Here is a 16,829-nt window from a genome sequence, read left to right as displayed (position 1 = left end):
GGGCGGTGGGGTCCGGCTGGGCGGGGCCGGTGGGGTCCTGGCTCGTGCCGACGCGGCTCTCCGCCTCGCCGTACGTCGTCGTCCCGTACCCGGCCGTCGGCGATGTGGCCATCGGGACCGTCAGGCCGTGCGAGCCGTCCACGCTCTCGGCCAGCGGGGTGCGGGCCGGGGCCACCGCGACGACGGTGCAGCCGCGGCGGTACGCCTGCTCGGCGAGGAGTGTCAGGCCGGGCTCCGTGCCGTCCGGGGTGACGATGAGCAGCAGGTCGACGGGGCCCGTCCAGCCGGGCAGGGACCAGCGCAGGGCGCCCGCGGCCGGGGCGACCCCGGTGGGCGCGAGGCGCACGACGGGGCAGCCGGTGCCCGCGAGCGCGGTGATGAGGTCGGCCACGCCGGTCGCCGCGGTGCCCGGGCCCGCGATCAGGACGGCGCGGGGGCGGCCGTCCGGCTTGAGTTCCGTGAGGCCGGACTCCGTGGCGTGCCGGAGCGCGGTCCGCACCCGGGCGCCCGCCTCGGCGGCGCCGCGCAGCAGATCGTGCAGGTCGGCCCGGGCCAGGGCCTCGGGAGCGTCAAGGAGCGAGTCGTCGAGCATGAGGGCGGCCTCCGATCGCCGTGCGACGGCGGGTGGCGGGCTGGGTGGTCGTACGGGGTGCCGGTCGCGGCTTCGTACGGTGCGCCTCTTCGATCGTTACGCGGGGCGGCGGGCCTCGTCGACCAGGAGGACGGGGATGCCGTCGCGGACCGGGTAGGCCAGGCCGCAGTCCGTGCCGTTCGCCGTGCAGACCAGCTCCGTGTCCGTCTCCTTGAGGGGGGCGTGGCAGGCCGGGCAGGCGAGGATCTCCAGGAGGCCGGCTTCGAGCGGCATGTGCGGGGTCCCTTCGGGGTGGGGCGGGTGGGGCTTGTGGCCTGGTCAGGGTACCGCTGGGCGGGGCCTTGCCGGGGGGCGCGGGCGGGGCTGTGCCCCGCGCCCCCCGGCGGGGCGGACCGTTTCGTCTTCGGGTGCGGGCCGGTGGGCGTTTGTGCCCACCCGTTCCGCCATGCGGAACGCCTGCCCACAAACGCGAGGTCGGCATCCGGTCGCCCCTCGGAAACCTGCCCGCACCCAGTCGCCCCGAGAACACCCGGCCGCGAACGCGCACCCGGTGCCCGGGCCGCTACGCCCTGACGCCGCTGCCCGGGCCGCTACGCCCTGATGATCGCCAGGGCCGCGTCGCGGGTCTGCTCCATCGTCTGCTGGTCGCGGGCCTCCGCGTTGAGGCGGAGGAGGGGCTCCGTGTTGGAGGCGCGGACGTTGAACCACCAGTCCGTGGACGTGACGGTGAGGCCGTCGAGTTCGTCGATGGTGACGCCGTCCTGGCCCTCGTACGCGGACCGGATGGCCGCGAGGCGTGCCTTCTGGTCGTCGACCGTGGAGTTGATCTCGCCGGAGCCCGCGTAGCGGTCGTACTGCTCGACGAGGCCGGACAGCGGGCCGTCCTGGCCGCCGAGGGCAGCGAGGACGTGCAGCGCGGCCAGCATGCCGGTGTCGGCGTTCCAGAAGTCGCGGAAGTAGTAGTGCGCGGAGTGCTCGCCGCCGAAGATGGCGCCCGACTTGGCCATCTCCTCCTTGATGAAGGAGTGGCCCACACGCGTACGCACGGGCGTGCCGCCGTTCTCGCGGACGACCTCGGGGACCGACCAGGAGGTGATCAGGTTGTGGATGACCGTGCCGGAGCCGCCGTGCTTGGCGAGTTCGCGGGCGGCGACCAGGGCGGTGATCGCGGACGGCGAGACGGGGCCGCCGTTCTCGTCGACGACGAAGCAGCGGTCGGCGTCGCCGTCGAAGGCGATGCCGAGGTCGGCGCCCTCCTCGCGCACGCGCGCCTGGAGGTCGACGATGTTGGCCGGGTCCAGCGGGTTGGCCTCGTGGTTGGGGAAGGTGCCGTCCAGCTCGAAGTACATCGGGACGAGGTCGAGGGGCAGGCCTTCGAAGACGGTGGGGACGGTGTGGCCGCCCATGCCGTTGCCCGCGTCGACGACGACCTTCAGGGAGCGGATGGTGGTGAGGTCCACCAGGGAGCGCAGGTGGGCCGCGTAGTCCTTGAGGGTGTCGCGGCGCGTGAGCGTGCCGGGGGTCACCGCCGGGTCCTGTGCGGGGGCGCCCTCGTCCGACCAGCGCTCGACCAGGGCGCGGATGTCGGCGAGGCCGGTGTCCTGGCCGACGGGTGCGGCGCCCGCGCGGCACATCTTGATGCCGTTGTACTGCGCCGGGTTGTGCGAGGCCGTGAACATCGCGCCGGGCAGGTTCAGCGCGCCCGAGGCGTAGTACAGCTGGTCCGTCGAGCACAGGCCGATCTCGGTGACGTCGACGCCGCGTGCCGCGGCCCCTCGCGCGAAGGCACGGGACAGACCGGGCGACGAGGGGCGCATGTCGTGCCCGACGACGATCGCGTCCGCTCCCGTCACGCTCACGAAGGCCGCGCCGAACAACTCCGCCAGAGACTCGTCCCACTGGTCCGGGACCACCCCGCGCACGTCGTACGCCTTCACGAGCTGGGACAGGTCAGCAGTCACGGCAACCCTCTCTGCAAGGTTCAGGGAGCTCGGCAAGCCCTCGTCGGTGGCAACAAACTACCCGCACCGCCGCGCCGGAAGCCGCGTCAGGGCAGCATCCACCCGAGGACCGCGGTGCTCTGCCCGACCACGATGAGGCACATCACCAGGAGCAGCCCGATGCTCCAGGGCAGCACCTTGCGCAGCAGGTCGCCCTCCTTGCCCGCGAGCCCGACGGCCGCGCAGGCGATCGTCAGGTTCTGCGGGGAGATCATCTTGCCGAGGACGCCGCCCGAGCTGTTCGCGGCGGCGAGGAGTTCGGGCGAGAGGCCCGACTGCTCGGCAGCCGTCACCTGGAGCGAGCCGAACAGCGCGTTGGCGGAGGTGTCGGATCCGGACACGGCGACGCCGAACCAGCCGAGCACCGGCGAGAGGAAGGCGAGGCCCGCGCCCGCGTCGGCCACGAAGTGCCCGATGGTGGCGGCCTGTCCGGACAGGTTCATGACGTACGCGAGCCCGAGCACGCTCGTCACGGTGAGGATCGCGAACCGCAGTTCGTGCACGGTCGCCAGCCACTCGCGCACCGCCACGCGCGCGGGGACGCGGAGGACGGCCGCCGTGCCGACGCCCGCGAGGAGCACGAGCGTGCCACCGGTGGAAACGACCGGCAGCGAGAAGACGTTCCCGCCGACGGGGTCGCCCGCCGGGTCGCCGACGTTCAGGAAGGGCCAGTCGAAGGTGCGGGTCGCCTCGGCGAGGAAGTCCTTCACGGGCGGGATCTGGGCGACGGAGAAGATCGCGACGATGAGGGCGTACGGGGCGTAGGCGCGCAGCACGTCGGGGCGCGGGTCGTCGTGGTCCAGGTCCGTGCTGCGGGCGCCGGTCAGGACGGCGGCGCGGACGGGCTCGGCGGCCGGCCTGCGGGCGCCGGGGACGGCGACGAGGGCGCCCGCGCCCGCCAAGGCGGCACCGATGTCGGCCAGTTGCGCGGAGACGTAGTTGGAGGCCGCGAACTGGGCGGCGGCGAAGGCGAGTCCGCAGGCCGCGGCGGGCATCCAGGTCTCGCGCAGACCGCGGCGGCCGTCCACGAGGGCGACCAGGAGCAGCGGTACGACGAGGGCGAGCAGCGGGGTCTGACGGCCGACGACGGTGGCGACGGTGTCCAGCGGGATGCCGGTGACCTGGGCGAGCGTCACGACGGGGGTGCCCATGGCACCGAAGGCCACGGGCGCGGTGTTGGCGACGAGGGCGACGACGGCGGCGCGCACCGGGTCGAAGCCGAGCGCGACCAGCATCACCGAGCAGATCGCGACGGGCGCGCCGAAGCCCGCGAGCGCTTCCAGGAGCGCGCCGAAGCAGAAGGCGATGACGAGCGCCTGGATGCGCGGGTCGTCGGAGAGTCGTCCGAAGGAGCGGCGCAGGATGTCGAAGTGCCGGGTGCGGACGGTCATCCGGTACACCCACAGGGCGTTGACGACGATCCACAGGATGGGGAAGAGCCCGAAGACGGCGCCCTGGGCGGCGCTGGACGCGGTCTGGCCGAGCGGCATGCCGTAGGCGAGCCAGGCGACGGCTGCGGCGACCGCGAGGCCGATGAGCCCCGCGCGGTGGGCCTTCATGCGGACGGCGCCGAGCAGGACGAGGACGGTGAGCAGGGGCAGGGTCGCGACGAGGGCGGACAGGCCGAGCGAGTCGGCCACGGGCTCCAGCTCCTGGACGTACACCACGCCTCCCGGTTCCGCGATGCGGAATGCGATCTCTCGCAACTGGGGGGAATGGTCGTGTCCGTGCCAACGTCACGTCAATGGGGCGTGCGGGGCGGGTTGTTCAAGGGTGAATAACGGCCCTCTACGGAGAACACCCTTCTGGAGAACAGCCCTCTACGGAGAACAGCCTTCTACGGAGAGACGCTTCAGGACTCCGGCTCTCGCAGAGGCGCTTCAGGACTCCGGCTCCCGCAGAGAGACGCTTCAGGACTCCGGCGAGCGCAGCACCCGCAGATGCCCCCGGCGTCCGACCTCCATCGGGTCGGCCGAGCGCGCCCCGCCCCCACCGGCTCCCGCGGCCCGCTCCTGCGGCCGCGCCGCCTCCCGCACGGCGTTGGCGAGCGCTTCCAGGTCGTCGCCGCTGGGCCGGGCCGGTCCTGAGCCGTCGGCGAGGCGGACGACCTCCCAGCCGCGCGGCGCGGTGAGGCGCTCGGAGTGCTCGGCGCACAGGTCGTAGCAGTGGGGTTCGGCGTACGTGGCGAGGGGGCCGAGGACCGCGGTCGAGTCGGCGTAGACGTACGTCAGCGTCGCGACGGCGGGACGGCCGCAAGCGGTGCGCGAACAGCGACGTACAGGGCTCACGACGTTGGACGGTACCGCACTCTTGAGCGGGCCGCGACGACTCTCCATGAGGTCACTCCCCCGTGTCGTGCTGTGATCCCGCGCACAGGGCCCCCCGCAGGCGCGCCGCTGACCTGCGAAGACGCAAGGGACCAGAGGGGCCAGCGGTGTTGAACGCGGTCACCACTCGGTACAAATGCGGCCAATCGTCGCGAGATCGACGGTCCCGGAGAGATACGCAATCGAGCCCAAGCTTGGCTGGAATGGTCAGGAAGCGACATGCCGTGCTCCGTGCGGAAAGGGCGATCTCGAGGACTACGCTTCCCCAGTGATGGACGACCCCGTACAACCCCGCTCCAGTGAGCCGAGGCCCCGCCGACGCGACCGTCACGGCAGGGGCATGCGCGGCCCCGTGGCGCCTCCCCAGGTGCCGCTCTCCGCCAGCCGCGCGGAGGCCTTCACGGACCTCGTGCAGGACTCCGTGGAGCGCCTGGAGCGGCGCTGGCCGCAGCTCACCGAGATCGACTTCCTGGTGCTCGACGTGCCGCCGACCATCGGCGGCGACGCCGGCGCCGCCGGTGACGAGGAGTGGGGTGCCGGGACGGTGCCTCTCGGCGGGACGATCTCGGCCTCCGAAGGACGGCCCGCGCGGGTCGTGATCTACCGGCGACCGGTCGAGATCCGCACCAAGGGCCGGGACGAGCGGGCCGCGCTGGTCCACGAAGTGGTCGTGGAGCAGGTGGCGGAGCTGCTCGGCCTCTCGCCGGAGTCCGTGGACCCGCGCTACGGCGAGGAGTAGACCGGGGCCCGCGAGGAGCCCCGAGCCCCGGCCGCGCCGCCCCGGCACCCGGCCGCGCACCCCCGGCCCCCCGCCCTCACTTCTGCAGCACTTCGAGGTCCTGCTCGGCCTTCGGGACGGCCACCGTCCCCCGGTCGTCCGGCACCGTCTGGATCGTGAACATGGGGATGCCGTTCTCCGGGAGCTCCAGCATCCGGGCGGCGTGCACAGGTCCGCCGGACTCGGTCTCCAGGGTGAGGGCGTAGGACCCCTTGAGGCCGGACGGGACCGGCGGGTCGACCGCGAGGGTCGTACCGCCCTTGACCGTGTACGTCTTCGAGACGGGCTCCCCCGCCTCCGAGCCCGCCGACGCCGTGACCTTCACGCGGCCCGTCTCCCCGGGGGCCACCAGGGAGAGCGTGGAGCCCTTGGCGCGGTTGTCGGCGACCGTGGCACGGGCGCCGACGGCACTCGTCGCCGGGATGAACGCCGTCTCCTGCTTGTCGCCCTTGCCGCGGGTGACGCGCAGCCCCGCGACCACCGGCACCGCGTCCTCCGTGGGCGTCAGGAGCAGCGAACCGGCCTCCCCCCTGGTGACGTCGCCCAGGTCGACGGCGGCCGTCATGCCGGACTTCACGTGCAGCGTCTCGTGCCCCGCCGGGGTGATCGCGCCCGTCGGCGAGGCCAGGCGCACCTTCAGGTCCGCGTCGTCGGAGCCCGGAGCGAAGGCGACCAGGCGCACCGACGTGGCGTCCTCGGGGATGCCGGGCAGGACCAGGCTGGGGGCGGGGTCGGTGGAGGCGGGCAGCCAGTCGCCGCCGAGCTTGTCGTCCGAGGAGTGCACGGCGGCGGCCACGCGCCCGCTGCGCGCGGCGACGTGCATCGTGATGTTCGTGTACGGCTTGCCGGTGAGCGTGGACAGCAGCACGGGGACGCTGGAGTGCGGCTGGATCTGGATGGACTGGCCGACGTCGGCCTTGATGCTCCCGTCGCGGCCGTACAGCTCGACGTCCACGACCGCCGCCGAGTCGTCCGGGTTGGTCAGGTGGATGTAGTCGCTGCGGCCCTTGGCGGTGCTTGCGCCCGGGAACCAGAACTCGGTGTCGGGGGCGACGCAGTTGGCGCCCTGGACGCCGCGCCCTGAGCCCGCGCTGACCGTGGTGGTCTGCTGGACGGTCCAGCCCGGCGCGAGGGCGCCGTCGGCGCTGCCCACAAGGGCGGGCGCCTCGGCGCCCGACTCCTCGCCCGTCACGGGCTTGCCCGGGGACTTCTGGGTCAGGAACGGCTTGAGGCCCTTCGTGCGTTCCTTGGCGGTGTCCGTCAGGACCTTGGGGGCCGGCAGGAGTTCGGCCTTGCCGCCGCTCCCCGCGCCCTCGGAGGAGGGCGTGAAGGCGGTGTAGCTCGTCTCCGCGAGGTCGGACGTGCTGGGCTCGGGGCACAGCAGGCTGGTGCGCTCCACGGGCAGCCGCTTCGCGGTCTTCGCCGCGTCGTCGCCGCCGTCGGGGGCGTTGACCGAGGCGAAGCCGGTGACGGCGGCCAGGGCGGCGGCCGCGGCGATCAGGGACACGGTGGTGCGGTTCACTGCTGGCTCCCGTCGGGACGCTCACTGTCGGGGCCGCGCGGGGGCCGCGGCGGCATCGGCGGGGACTGCGGGGGCAGCGGCGGGAGCTGCTGGGCGTAGCCGGGGTCCGCGGGATCGGCGGGATCGGCCGGGCCGGGGACGCTTCCGGTGCCGCCCGCCGGGTCGTACGTCTGCCCGTAGCCCGGCTGATCGCCTCCGTAGGACCCGCCGTAGGCGTACGGGTCGTACTGGCCGCCGGGCGCGCCGCCGCCGGGGCCCGCCTGGTAGGGATCGGCCTGGTACGGCTGTTCGTAGGAGCCGTACTGCCCGCCCTGGTAGGCCTGTTCGCCGCCGTACGCGCCGTGGTCGGCGCCCGCGGGGGCGGGGGTCTGCCACCCGTCGTACCCGGAAGCCTGGTCCGGGGTGTGCTGGGCCGGGACGCCGCCCAGGCCCTCCTGCCCCGGAGCCCCGGCGCCGGATCCGTCGGTGCCGTCAGAGCCGTCGGGGGCGCCCTCGCCCTGGGCCCGCAGCCTGCGCGCCCTGCGGCCCTCGCCCGCGACCGCCTGGGCGGGCAGCACGGGCTCCTCGGGCAGGTCGTCGTCGACGTCCCTGCGCCGCCCGGGCAGCGCGAGGACCACCAGGACCACGGCGAGCGCGCCCTGCGCCCACAGCCAGCCCGTGTGCCCGGCCGTCGGCTCGTACGTGACGTCGAGGCGGCCCGCCGTCGGGGGCAGCTCGAAGCCCTGCGCCCAGCCGTCGACGGTCGTCCGGGTCAGCGCACGGCCGTCCAGGGTGGCCGTCCAGCCCGGGTCGGCCGAGTCGGCGAGACGCAGGACGCGGCCCTCCTTGCCCGCGGGGATGCGGGTGTGCAGCTCGACGGGGCCCGCTGCCACCGGCTCCGGGTCGCCGGTCCTCGGCACGATGGCGGCGCGGGCGACCTGCCGGTCCACGCGCCACAGGGCGCTGCCGTCCTCCTGGCTGAGCCGGGTCAGGCCGGGGGTGGTGTCGAGGGTGCGGCTCAGCTGGCGGGGGGCGCCGTCGCGGACGAGGACGTACCGCACCGCGTAGCCGCCGAGCTGGTCGGCCTGGTCGGCGCCGGAGCCCGCGAGGAGGCGGCCGACGATCCGGTCGAGCCGCTCGTGGGTGCCGTCGGCCGCGGCGAGCTCGGCGTCGCCCAGGCGGGCGCCCGCGCCGCGGACGAGGGTGTAGGACACCTCGGCGGTGGTGGCGCTGTCCAGGACGAGGGTGCGGGCCTGGTCCTGGGTGCCGCTCTCCTCGGCGACGAACGCGGGCACCTGCACCGCGTCGCGCCGCTCCAGGGGGCCGTCGGCGCCGCCGATCATCCACCCGGCGGCGGCCAGCAGCGGGCCCGCGGCCGCGGCGAAGGCGATGAGCGCGGCCACCGGCTGCCGCCAGCCGAAGCTCTGCTCGGCGACCCGCGCGCGGGCCCCGTCGGCGCCGAGCGCGGCGGCGGCGAGCAGCGCGATGCCGTACGCGAGCGTGGCCGGGCCCGCCCACGCCGAGCCGTTCGACAGGGCCGCGAAGACCAGCGCCACCAGGGCGACGGCCCAGGCCGTACGGATCGCCGCCTGCCGCTGGCCGCGCAGCAGGGCGCCGAGCGCGGCGAGGACGACGCCGATGAGCAGCAGCCCGCTGACGGTGCCGGGCCCGCCGGGGCTGGCGCCGAGCAGGTCGAGCGCCGAAGCGGCCCCCGTGCCGTACTCGAGCCCGGCCTCCTTGAAGAAGCCGAACGGCAGCAGCGAGAGCGACCAGGGCGCGAGCACGAGCAGGGGCGTGCCGAGCGCGGCGAGGAACCGGGGGCCGTACGCGGCGAGGTCGCGGCGGTGCACCGCGAGCAGCGCGAGGCCGAGGACGAGCGCGATGGGCCACACGATCGGCGTGAAGGCGGTCGTGACGGTCAGCAGGAGCGCGTACGCCCAGGTGGCGCGCCAGCTGCCGCGGGCGCCGTCAGGGGCGGCCAGGCCGCTGGCAGAGACGCCCGCGCGCGCGATGAGCGGCAGCAGGATCGCGAGGACGGCGGTGCCGATGCGCCCGCCCGCGAGCGCGCCCGTGGCGGCGGGCAGGAAGGCGTACGCGACGGACGCCCACGCGCGCAGGAGGCGGGACTGGACCAGCGGCCGGGACGCGAAGTACGCCGTGAAGCCCGCGAGGGGCACCGAGCCGACCAGGAGCACCGTGACGGCGAGGCCGCTCGAGCCGAGCAGGAGGGTGGAGAGGAGGCCGAGGAACGCCAGGTAGGGCGGCGCGGTCTCGGTGCCGCCGATGCCCACCGGATGCCAGCCGTCCAGGAACCGCGACCACAGCCCGGAGGCGTCGGCGGGCGCGGGGAGCAGCGCTCCGCCCGCGAGCGCGCCGCCGCCGAGCAGGGCCCGGCAGGCGATGAGCGAGACGAAGAGCAGCACCACGAAGAGCACGGGCCCCGGCTTGCGGGCGACGCGCTTGACCCTGGCGAACTGCTCGATCTCCAGGAAGTCGGCGTCGTCGCCGCCGGGTCCCGACTCGACGGCGCCGTGCCGTCCGGCGGCGGAGACCTCGGGGTCGGAGCGGCCGACCAGGTTGCTCGCGACCTGCTCGACGGTGGCGCGGACCGTGGCACCGGGCGGCGGGAACAGCGGCCGGGTCTCGCTCGCCTCGACGACCGGCTTGCCGCGCTTCCTGCGTCCGGCGAGGATCCGCTCGGGCCGCAGCAGGGTGCCGAAGAGGCCGGCGACCTCGTCGAGCGCCTGCCCGGGGGCCTTGCCGAGCAGATAGGCGAGGGTGCGCAGGACCGTGCCGACGACGAGCCGCACGAAGACCCAGGGCAGCACCGCCGTGCGGGAGTTCACGAGGAGGGTGTACGCGGCGCCGGCCTTGTCCACGCGGTGCGGCGAGGTGGCCGTGCGGCCCACGCAGTCGACGGTGCGGCGCTCGCGCGAGGAGGCCTCGGCGTGCCGCACGACGGCGTCGGGGGCGACCAGGACGCGCAGTCCCGCGGTGTGCGCGCGCCAGCACAGGTCGACGTCGTCGCGCATCAGGGGCAGGCGCCGGTCGAAGCCGCCGAGCTGCTCGAAGACCTCGCGCCGGATGAGCATCCCGGCGGTGGAGACGGCGAGGACGGGCCGCACGTGGTCGTGCTGGCCCTGGTCCTGCTCGCGCCGGTCGAGGCCGGTCCAGCGGCGGCCGGAGTGGGCGATGGAGACGCCGACCTCGAGCAGCTGCCTGCGGTCGTACCAGCCGCGGAGCTTGGGGCCGACGATCGCGATGTCCTGGGTGCCCTGGCCGAGCTCGCGTTCGTTCTCGACGGCGCGCAGCATCTCGGCGAGGGCGCCGGGCTCGGGCGCGCAGTCGTCGTGCAGGAGCCACAGCCACTGCTCGGGCTCGCCGTGCGGCAGCTCCGGCATGTCGTACGTCTCGTCGCGCCAGCTGCGGCTCACCGGGTCCCAGCCGCTGGGGCGCTTGAGGTACGGCAGGTCCTCGGGGGTGAGCACGGGTGCCGTGCGGACCGCCTCGTCGACGGCGGTGCCGAAGCCGGAGCGGCGGGCGAGGTGCAGCACGCGGTCGGGGCCGAGGGCCTCGGTGAGCAGGCGCGCGGAGTCGTCGGCGCTGCCGGTGTCGGCCGCGATCGCGTTCTGCACGGGGCGGTCCTGGCCGAGGAGTCCGGCGACGGCGTCGGGCAGCCAGCGGGCGCCGTCGTGGGAGACGAGCACGGCGGTGACGACATGCCGCGGGAACTCGGGTGGGCTTGCCGGGTCGAAGCCGGCCGCGCGGGACGGGTCGAACCCGGCGGCAGCGCCTTCGTGGGCTGCCGGGTGGCTGTGCACGGACATCGAGGTACGGGCCCCGGTTCGCTGGACTGCGGTGGACGCCCGCGCCCCGTGGGGGCGCTGTGGCGTCTCGGACGGGGCCCCACACTAACGGCTGGCACCACAACAGCCCGCCGCCTGTGGATAACCCTTGGGCGACGGGCTGTTCGTTGTGCGGTGACGAGCGGCGACAAGGGGTATGAGTGCCGCTCGAAGGGGGCAATGCGGAGGATCGGGCACCGGCGGTCGTACGGCCCCGGGGCGGGGGCGGACGGCCATCGGGCTAGACGGCCGCCTTCTTCAGGCGGCGGCGTTCCCGTTCCGAGAGGCCGCCCCAGATGCCGAAGCGTTCGTCGTTCGCAAGCGCGTACTCAAGGCATTCGGAGCGGACCTCGCAGGCGAGGCAGACCTTCTTGGCCTCGCGCGTGGAGCCGCCCTTCTCGGGAAAAAAGGACTCGGGGTCGGTCTGGGCGCACAGTGCGCGCTCCTGCCAGCCGATTTCTTCGTCCGCGTCCTCGACCAGCAGTTCCTGAACCAGCTCGGTCATGTGCGCCCCTCGTCTGTCTTCGCGTCCCCGTGGTGCTGCCGTTACCGATTTCGGCTGAACGACACGAGTGAAATTACAAGTGTGCCGATCCGGGCCAGTCAAGCCGAGATCTGCTATTGGGCCCCTTATTCACTCTGCGGAACCAAGGCTTTGCGGAAAGTGTTCAAATCTACCTAAAACGTGACACTCTCCAGCGGCCGGTCCACCGTCCGCCCTGTCATGGGCACTCAGTGACCTCAACGACAGGGACGCCACGGCACTCACTCCCGTTGCATCGGACGACACCGAAGCGAACCGGATCACATTCGGATCACAGGATCACAACGGCGGACGAGCGCCGGTTGACGCGCCGGTTGACGCGCCCGCGAGCGCTGGTTGATGCGGCATGTGTCCCAGGGGGCGACTGCACAAACCTTTCGCCGCTCAGGGGAACCGGATGAGGTGAAACATTGTCCACAATTCGGACGTCGAGTTGACACCAAGGGTGTGAGCCGCTGTCCTGGTGGGCATGCTCGCGAACTTGGCGCTTTCCGTGACCCGCACTGGCGGGTCTTCCGGTGCTGCCCCCGCGCGCTGTCGCTGTACGGGCATCTGTTCCAGCTGTTGAGGCACGCCTCCGGCTGTTGAGCCACTCCCCTCGTACGACCTCCTCACACGGCGTCGTACCGCTTCGTACAGCTCGCCCGAAACGCACGGCTTCGTACGACCCCATCCTGCGACACCCCAGCACTCATACGTTGAGGAACCACCGCACCATGAACAGCGACAGCGACCTCCAGATCGCCGGCGACATCCTCGAAGTCCCGCACCTCCTCCAGCCCGCGCGCGAGCACCCCGTCACCGTCGCCGAGTTCGCGGGCCTCGCCCGCGGCATCGCCGCCGACCGCTCCCAGTGGGCCCACCTCGTCCAGTACGACGCCGCCACCCGCTGGTACCACCGCCTGCGCACCGGGCCGGGCTACGAGGTGTGGCTCCTGTCGTGGGTGCCCGGACAGGGCAGCGGCTCCCACGACCACGGGCGCTCCAGCGGCGTACTGACCGTCCTCCAGGGCGAACTGACGGAGCGTACGGAGCGCGCCGCGCGGACCCTGGGCTCCGGCGCGCAGCGCGTCTTCGCGCCGGGGTACGTCCACGAGGTCGTCAACGACTCCCTGGAACCGGCCGTCAGCCTGCACGTGTACTACCCCGGACTCACCGAGATGCCGATGCACACCGCCCGGTGCGAGGCCCGCGCGCCGCACGATCCCGTGACCGCCTGAATCCCGTGACCGCCTGACACGATGTCGTACCCGCCTGCGATGCTGGGCGCATGCGCATTGTGGTTCTGGCCGGCGGCATCGGCGGCGCCCGTTTCCTCCGCGGCCTCAAGAAGGCCGCGCCCGACGCGGCGATCACGGTCATCGGCAACACCGGTGACGACATCCACCTGTTCGGCCTGAAGGTCTGCCCCGACCTGGACACGGTGATGTACACGCTCGGGGGCGGCATCAACGAGGAGCAGGGCTGGGGGCGGGCCGACGAGACCTTCAAGGTCAAGGAGGAACTCGGGGCGTACGGCGTCGGACCCGACTGGTTCGGGCTCGGCGACCGGGACTTCGCCACGCACATCGTGCGCACGCAGATGCTCGCCGCCGGATACCCCCTCAGCGCCGTCACCGAGGCGCTGTGCGAGCGCTGGCAGCCCGGCGTGCGGCTCATCCCCATGTCCGACGACCGCGTCGAGACGCACGTCGGCATCGAGCTCGACGGCGAGCGCAAGGCCGTGCACTTCCAGGAGTACTGGGTGCGGCTGCGCGCCTCCGTCGACGCGCACGCGATCGTGCCCGTCGGCGCCGAGCAGGCCAAGCCCGCGCCCGGCGTCCTCGAAGCCATCGCCGAGGCCGACGTCGTGCTCTTCCCGCCGTCCAACCCCGTCGTGAGCGTCGGCACGATCCTCGCCGTGCCCGGCATCCGCGAGGCCATCGCCGAGGCCGGGGTCCCCGTCGTCGGCCTCTCCCCCATCGTCGGCGACGCGCCCGTGCGCGGCATGGCCGACAAGGTCCTCGCCGCCGTCGGCGTGGAGACCACGGCCGCCGCCGTCGCCGAGCACTACGGCAGCGGGCTCCTCGACGGCTGGCTCGTCGACACGGTGGACGCGGGCGCCGTCGAGCGCGTCGAGTCCGCCGGGATCCGGTGCCGGGCCATCCCGCTCCTCATGACGGACGAGGACGCCACCACGGCGATGGCGCGGGAGGCGCTGGCGCTGGCTGAGGAGGTGCGGGCGTGAGTGGTTCTTCCGGGGGTGGTGCGGTGGGTTCCGCGGGTGCGGGTGCGGCAGGCTCCGTGGGGGCGGGCGCGGCAGGCTCCGTGGGGGCGGGCGCGGCAGGCTCCGTGGGGGCGGGTGCCGTGGGGTCCCCGGCCGCCGGGGACGTGCCCGGGTTCCGGGTGTGGGCCGTGGGCGGGATGCCCGAGGTGCGGCGCGGTGACGACGTCGCGAAGCTGATCGCCGTCGCCGAGCCCGCGCTCGCCGACGGGGACGTCGTGCTCGTCACCTCGAAGATCGTCAGCAAGGCCGAGGGGCGCGTCGTCGCGGCCGCCGACCGGGAAGCGGCCATCGACGCGGAGACCGTACGCGTCGTGGCCCGGCGCGGGACGCTGCGCATCGTCGAGAACCGGCAGGGCCTCGTGATGGCCGCCGCCGGCGTCGACGCCTCCAACACGCCCGCCGGGACCGTCCTGTTGCTCCCCGAGGACCCCGACGCCTCCGCCCGCGCCATCCGCCAGGGCCTGCGGGACGCGCTCGGCGTCGACGTCGGCGTCATCGTCACCGACACGTTCGGGCGGCCCTGGCGGTCCGGGCTCACCGACGTCGCTATCGGTGCGGCGGGCGTGCGGGTCCTGGACGACCTGCGCGGCGGCACCGACGCGTTCGGCAATCCGCTCGTCGCCACCGTCGTCGCCACCGCCGACGAGTTGGCCGCCGCCGGGGACCTCGTCAAGGGCAAGGCCGCGGGGTTGCCGGTCGCTGTCGTGCGGGGGCTGGGGCATGTGGTCGTCCGCGGTGCGGAGGGCGCCAAGGGCTCGCCGGGTTCAGGAGGGCCAGAAGGACCAGAGAGGCCAGGGAGGCCAGAGGGGTCAGGGGGTTCGCTGGGTGGCTCCGAGCTGGGGGCTCGGGCTCTTGTGCGCGACGCCCGGGACGACATGTTCCGGCTCGGGACGTCCGAGGCCGTGCGCGAGGCGCTTTCGCTGCGGCGGACCGTACGGGAGTTCACCGACGAGCCCGTCGACCCCGGAGCCGTACGACGCGCCGTCGCCGCCGCCGTCATCGCGCCCGCTCCCCACCACACCACCCCCTGGCGGTTCGTGCTCCTGGAGTCCGAGGAGTCGCGGGTGCGGCTGCTCGACGCCATGCGGGACGCCTGGATCGCCGATCTGCGGCGGGACGGGAAGTCCGAGGAGGCCATCGCCCGGCGGGTGCGGCGCGGGGACGTGCTGCGGAACGCCCCCTACCTCGTCGTGCCGTGCCTCGTCATGGACGGGGCCCATACGTACGGGGACGCGCGACGGGATGCGGCCGAGCGGGAGATGTTCGTCGTCGCCGCCGGGGCCGGAGTGCAGAACTTCCTGGTCGCGCTGGCCGGGGAGCGGCTCGGGTCCGCGTGGGTGTCGTCGACGATGTTCTGTCGGGATGTCGTGCGGGGGGCTCTTGAGCTTCCTGGGGACTGGGATCCGATGGGGGCTGTCGCTGTGGGGCATGCGGCTGCGCCTGCGGTGGCGCGGGGGGAGCGGGGGGTTGAGGGGTTCGTGACCGTGCGGTAGGACGGCCCTGCGGGGCTTTCCCCAGTCCCGCCCCTTCCCGAAACCGGGGCTCCGCCCCGGACCCCGGGGGTGGGTGTTCCCTTCGGGTGGGGCGGGGCGCCGCCGATCGCGCTGCGCGCTCGTCCTCAAGCGCCGGACGGGCTGAACTCGGGCAGGCCGGAGGTGCCCGTGGGACGGGCCGCCCTCGAATCGGCGCTGCGCGCCTCGTCCTCAAACTCCCCCAAGCTCTTAAGGAGCAAGGGGCACCCCCACGACAGGCTGAGGATTGCGCCGAGGCGGGCTTGAAAGTGCTGCGGCGCCAGCTGAAGAGTCCGCTGCGGCGGGCTGAAAGTGTCGCGTCGGTCAGAGTGCCGCGATGTTTCCCTTGCGCATCCTTGGGGCGCGGCGGGGTGGAGTGTGGCCGCTGAGGAGGATCAGGCGGGCCGCTCGGTGGCGTTGGCCCTCGTAGGGAGCCAGGAGTTCGAGCATGCGGGTGTCGTCGGCTGTGCGGTCGCCCGCGAGGGCGTAGCCGATGATGCCGGGGAGGTGGAGGTCGCCGACCGTCACCTCATCCGGGGCGCCGTTGCTGCGCTGGACGGTTTCGGCGGAGGTCCAGGGGCCGATGCCGGGGATCAGTTCGAGGCGGGCGCGGGCCGCCACCGGGTCCATCGCCACCGCTTCCTCCAGGCGCGCGGCCACCCGCACCGCGCGCAGGATCGTCGACGCGCGCTTGTTGTCCACGCCCGCCTTGTGCCACTCCCAGGACGGGATGCGTGACCACGTGCGCGGGTCCGGCATCACGTGCATACGGGCCTGGGCGGGGGCCGGTCCCGGGGCCGGTACGCCGTACTTGCGGACGAGGAGGCGCCAGGCACGGTACGCCTCGTCCGTCGTGACCTTCTGCTCCAGGATCGACGGGATCAGGGTCTCCATCACCAGGCCCGTGCGCAGCAGGCGCAGGCCCTGGCGGCGGCGCTCGGTCTGTGCGACCAGGCGGTGGCGGGGCTCGAAGTCCTCCGGGGTGTCCCGGGCGCCGAGGAGGTCCGGGAGGCCGTCCAGGGCCCAGTCCGCGCCCGGGCCCCAGGCCTCCGCCTCCGCCTCGCCCGCGCGCAGGGCCACGCGGAGGGTGGCCGGGCCCTGGGGGGTGCGGGTGGCTCGCCAGACGGAGCCGTCGGGGGTGGTGCGGAAGGTGGGGTCCGCGGGGCCCCTGCGGAGGGGGCCCAGGGTGAGGCTCAGGTTCAGGGGGGCCGGGGGTTTCCAGGTGCGGGTTGCCGCTGCGGTGTTCTGGCGGGGGGTGCCCCGGGGGATGTTCGTCTCGCCGCCGCGCACGGTGGTGCGGGTGGGGTGGGGGGCGAAGCGGGACGACATCCGTCGAGGGTACGTGGTGGCCCTGCCGGGGGCTCCCCAATCCCGCCCCTTCACCGAAACCGGGGCTCTGCCCCTGGACCCCGTAGGCGGGCGTCCCGTGACGGGTGGGACAGTCCTCCCCCGATCGGCGCTCCGC

13 protein-coding genes are annotated in these 16,829 nt (G+C 73.9%); 4 read left to right on the top strand and 9 right to left on the bottom strand.

Features of this window, described 5'->3' with window-relative positions:
• The 5 genes from OO63_RS38285 to OO63_RS38270 form a co-directional block, all read right to left on the bottom strand.
• Positions 1-592: MurR/RpiR family transcriptional regulator (locus OO63_RS38285; RefSeq protein ID WP_487046640.1), on the bottom strand; the 592-nt coding region annotated here is incomplete at its 3' end.
• 96 nt (positions 593-688) lie between these two features.
• Positions 689-865 (bottom strand): Trm112 family protein, encoded by a 177-nt coding sequence (locus tag OO63_RS44275; protein WP_078619623.1) that lies wholly within the window; start codon positions 863-865, stop codon positions 689-691.
• Positions 866-1,182: 317 nt separating this feature from the next.
• Positions 1,183-2,553 carry a phosphomannomutase/phosphoglucomutase gene (locus tag OO63_RS38280; protein ID WP_030363266.1) on the bottom strand — a complete coding sequence of 457 codons (1,371 nt, stop codon included), beginning with the start codon at positions 2,551-2,553 and terminating at the stop codon, positions 1,183-1,185.
• Positions 2,554-2,639: 86 nt separating this feature from the next.
• Positions 2,640-4,256, bottom strand: a complete 1,617-nt coding sequence (locus tag OO63_RS38275) for an L-lactate permease (RefSeq protein ID WP_030363267.1) — start codon at positions 4,254-4,256, stop codon at positions 2,640-2,642.
• A gap of 246 nt (positions 4,257-4,502) precedes the next feature.
• Positions 4,503-4,928, bottom strand: a complete 426-nt coding sequence (locus tag OO63_RS38270) for a DUF3499 domain-containing protein (RefSeq protein ID WP_030363268.1) — start codon at positions 4,926-4,928, stop codon at positions 4,503-4,505.
• Positions 4,929-5,190: 262 nt separating this feature from the next.
• On the opposite strand from OO63_RS38270, the gene OO63_RS38265 reads away from it, so the two are divergent.
• Positions 5,191-5,658, top strand: a complete 468-nt coding sequence (locus OO63_RS38265; RefSeq protein WP_078619622.1) for a metallopeptidase family protein — start codon at positions 5,191-5,193, stop codon at positions 5,656-5,658.
• A gap of 76 nt (positions 5,659-5,734) precedes the next feature.
• Here OO63_RS38265 and OO63_RS38260 read toward each other — a convergent pair whose 3' ends face one another.
• The 3 genes from OO63_RS38260 to OO63_RS38250 form a co-directional block, all read right to left on the bottom strand.
• Complete coding sequence (locus OO63_RS38260) at positions 5,735-7,219, bottom strand: DUF5719 family protein (RefSeq protein ID WP_030363270.1); 1,485 nt, start codon at positions 7,217-7,219, stop codon at positions 5,735-5,737.
• Positions 7,216-11,025, bottom strand: a complete 3,810-nt coding sequence (locus OO63_RS38255; RefSeq protein ID WP_030363271.1) for a glycosyltransferase — start codon at positions 11,023-11,025, stop codon at positions 7,216-7,218. The genes OO63_RS38260 and OO63_RS38255 overlap by 4 nt, the downstream gene beginning before the upstream one ends.
• A gap of 259 nt (positions 11,026-11,284) precedes the next feature.
• On the bottom strand, positions 11,285-11,548 hold the full coding sequence (locus OO63_RS38250) for a WhiB family transcriptional regulator (protein ID WP_030363272.1): 264 nt from the start codon (positions 11,546-11,548) through the stop codon (positions 11,285-11,287).
• A gap of 755 nt (positions 11,549-12,303) precedes the next feature.
• Between OO63_RS38250 and OO63_RS38245 the strand changes: the two genes are divergently transcribed.
• The 3 genes from OO63_RS38245 to OO63_RS38235 all read left to right on the top strand — a co-directional run bounded on the left by OO63_RS38245 (position 12,304) and on the right by OO63_RS38235 (position 15,346).
• Positions 12,304-12,807, top strand: a complete 504-nt coding sequence (locus tag OO63_RS38245; protein ID WP_030363273.1) for a cysteine dioxygenase — start codon at positions 12,304-12,306, stop codon at positions 12,805-12,807.
• A gap of 50 nt (positions 12,808-12,857) precedes the next feature.
• The gene (gene cofD, locus OO63_RS38240) at positions 12,858-13,814 is read left to right on the top strand and encodes a 2-phospho-L-lactate transferase (protein ID WP_030363274.1); all 957 of its coding nucleotides are present in this window, start codon (positions 12,858-12,860) and stop codon (positions 13,812-13,814) included.
• Positions 13,815-13,990: 176 nt separating this feature from the next.
• Positions 13,991-15,346, top strand: coding sequence for a coenzyme F420-0:L-glutamate ligase (locus tag OO63_RS38235; protein ID WP_234311454.1), 1,356 nt, complete (start codon positions 13,991-13,993; stop codon positions 15,344-15,346).
• 342 nt (positions 15,347-15,688) lie between these two features.
• Here the strand turns inward: OO63_RS38235 and OO63_RS38230 are convergent, their stop codons facing one another.
• Complete coding sequence (locus OO63_RS38230; protein ID WP_030363276.1) at positions 15,689-16,693, bottom strand: DNA-3-methyladenine glycosylase family protein; 1,005 nt, start codon at positions 16,691-16,693, stop codon at positions 15,689-15,691.
• Positions 16,694-16,829: the final 136 nt, after the last annotated feature.

It is taken from the genome of Streptomyces alboflavus, from assembly GCF_000716675.1.
GTDB classification, from domain to species: domain Bacteria; phylum Actinomycetota; class Actinomycetes; order Streptomycetales; family Streptomycetaceae; genus Streptomyces; species Streptomyces alboflavus.
The sequence above is the reverse complement of the archived record's forward strand: the minus strand, read 5'-3'. Positions and strand labels throughout refer to the sequence as shown.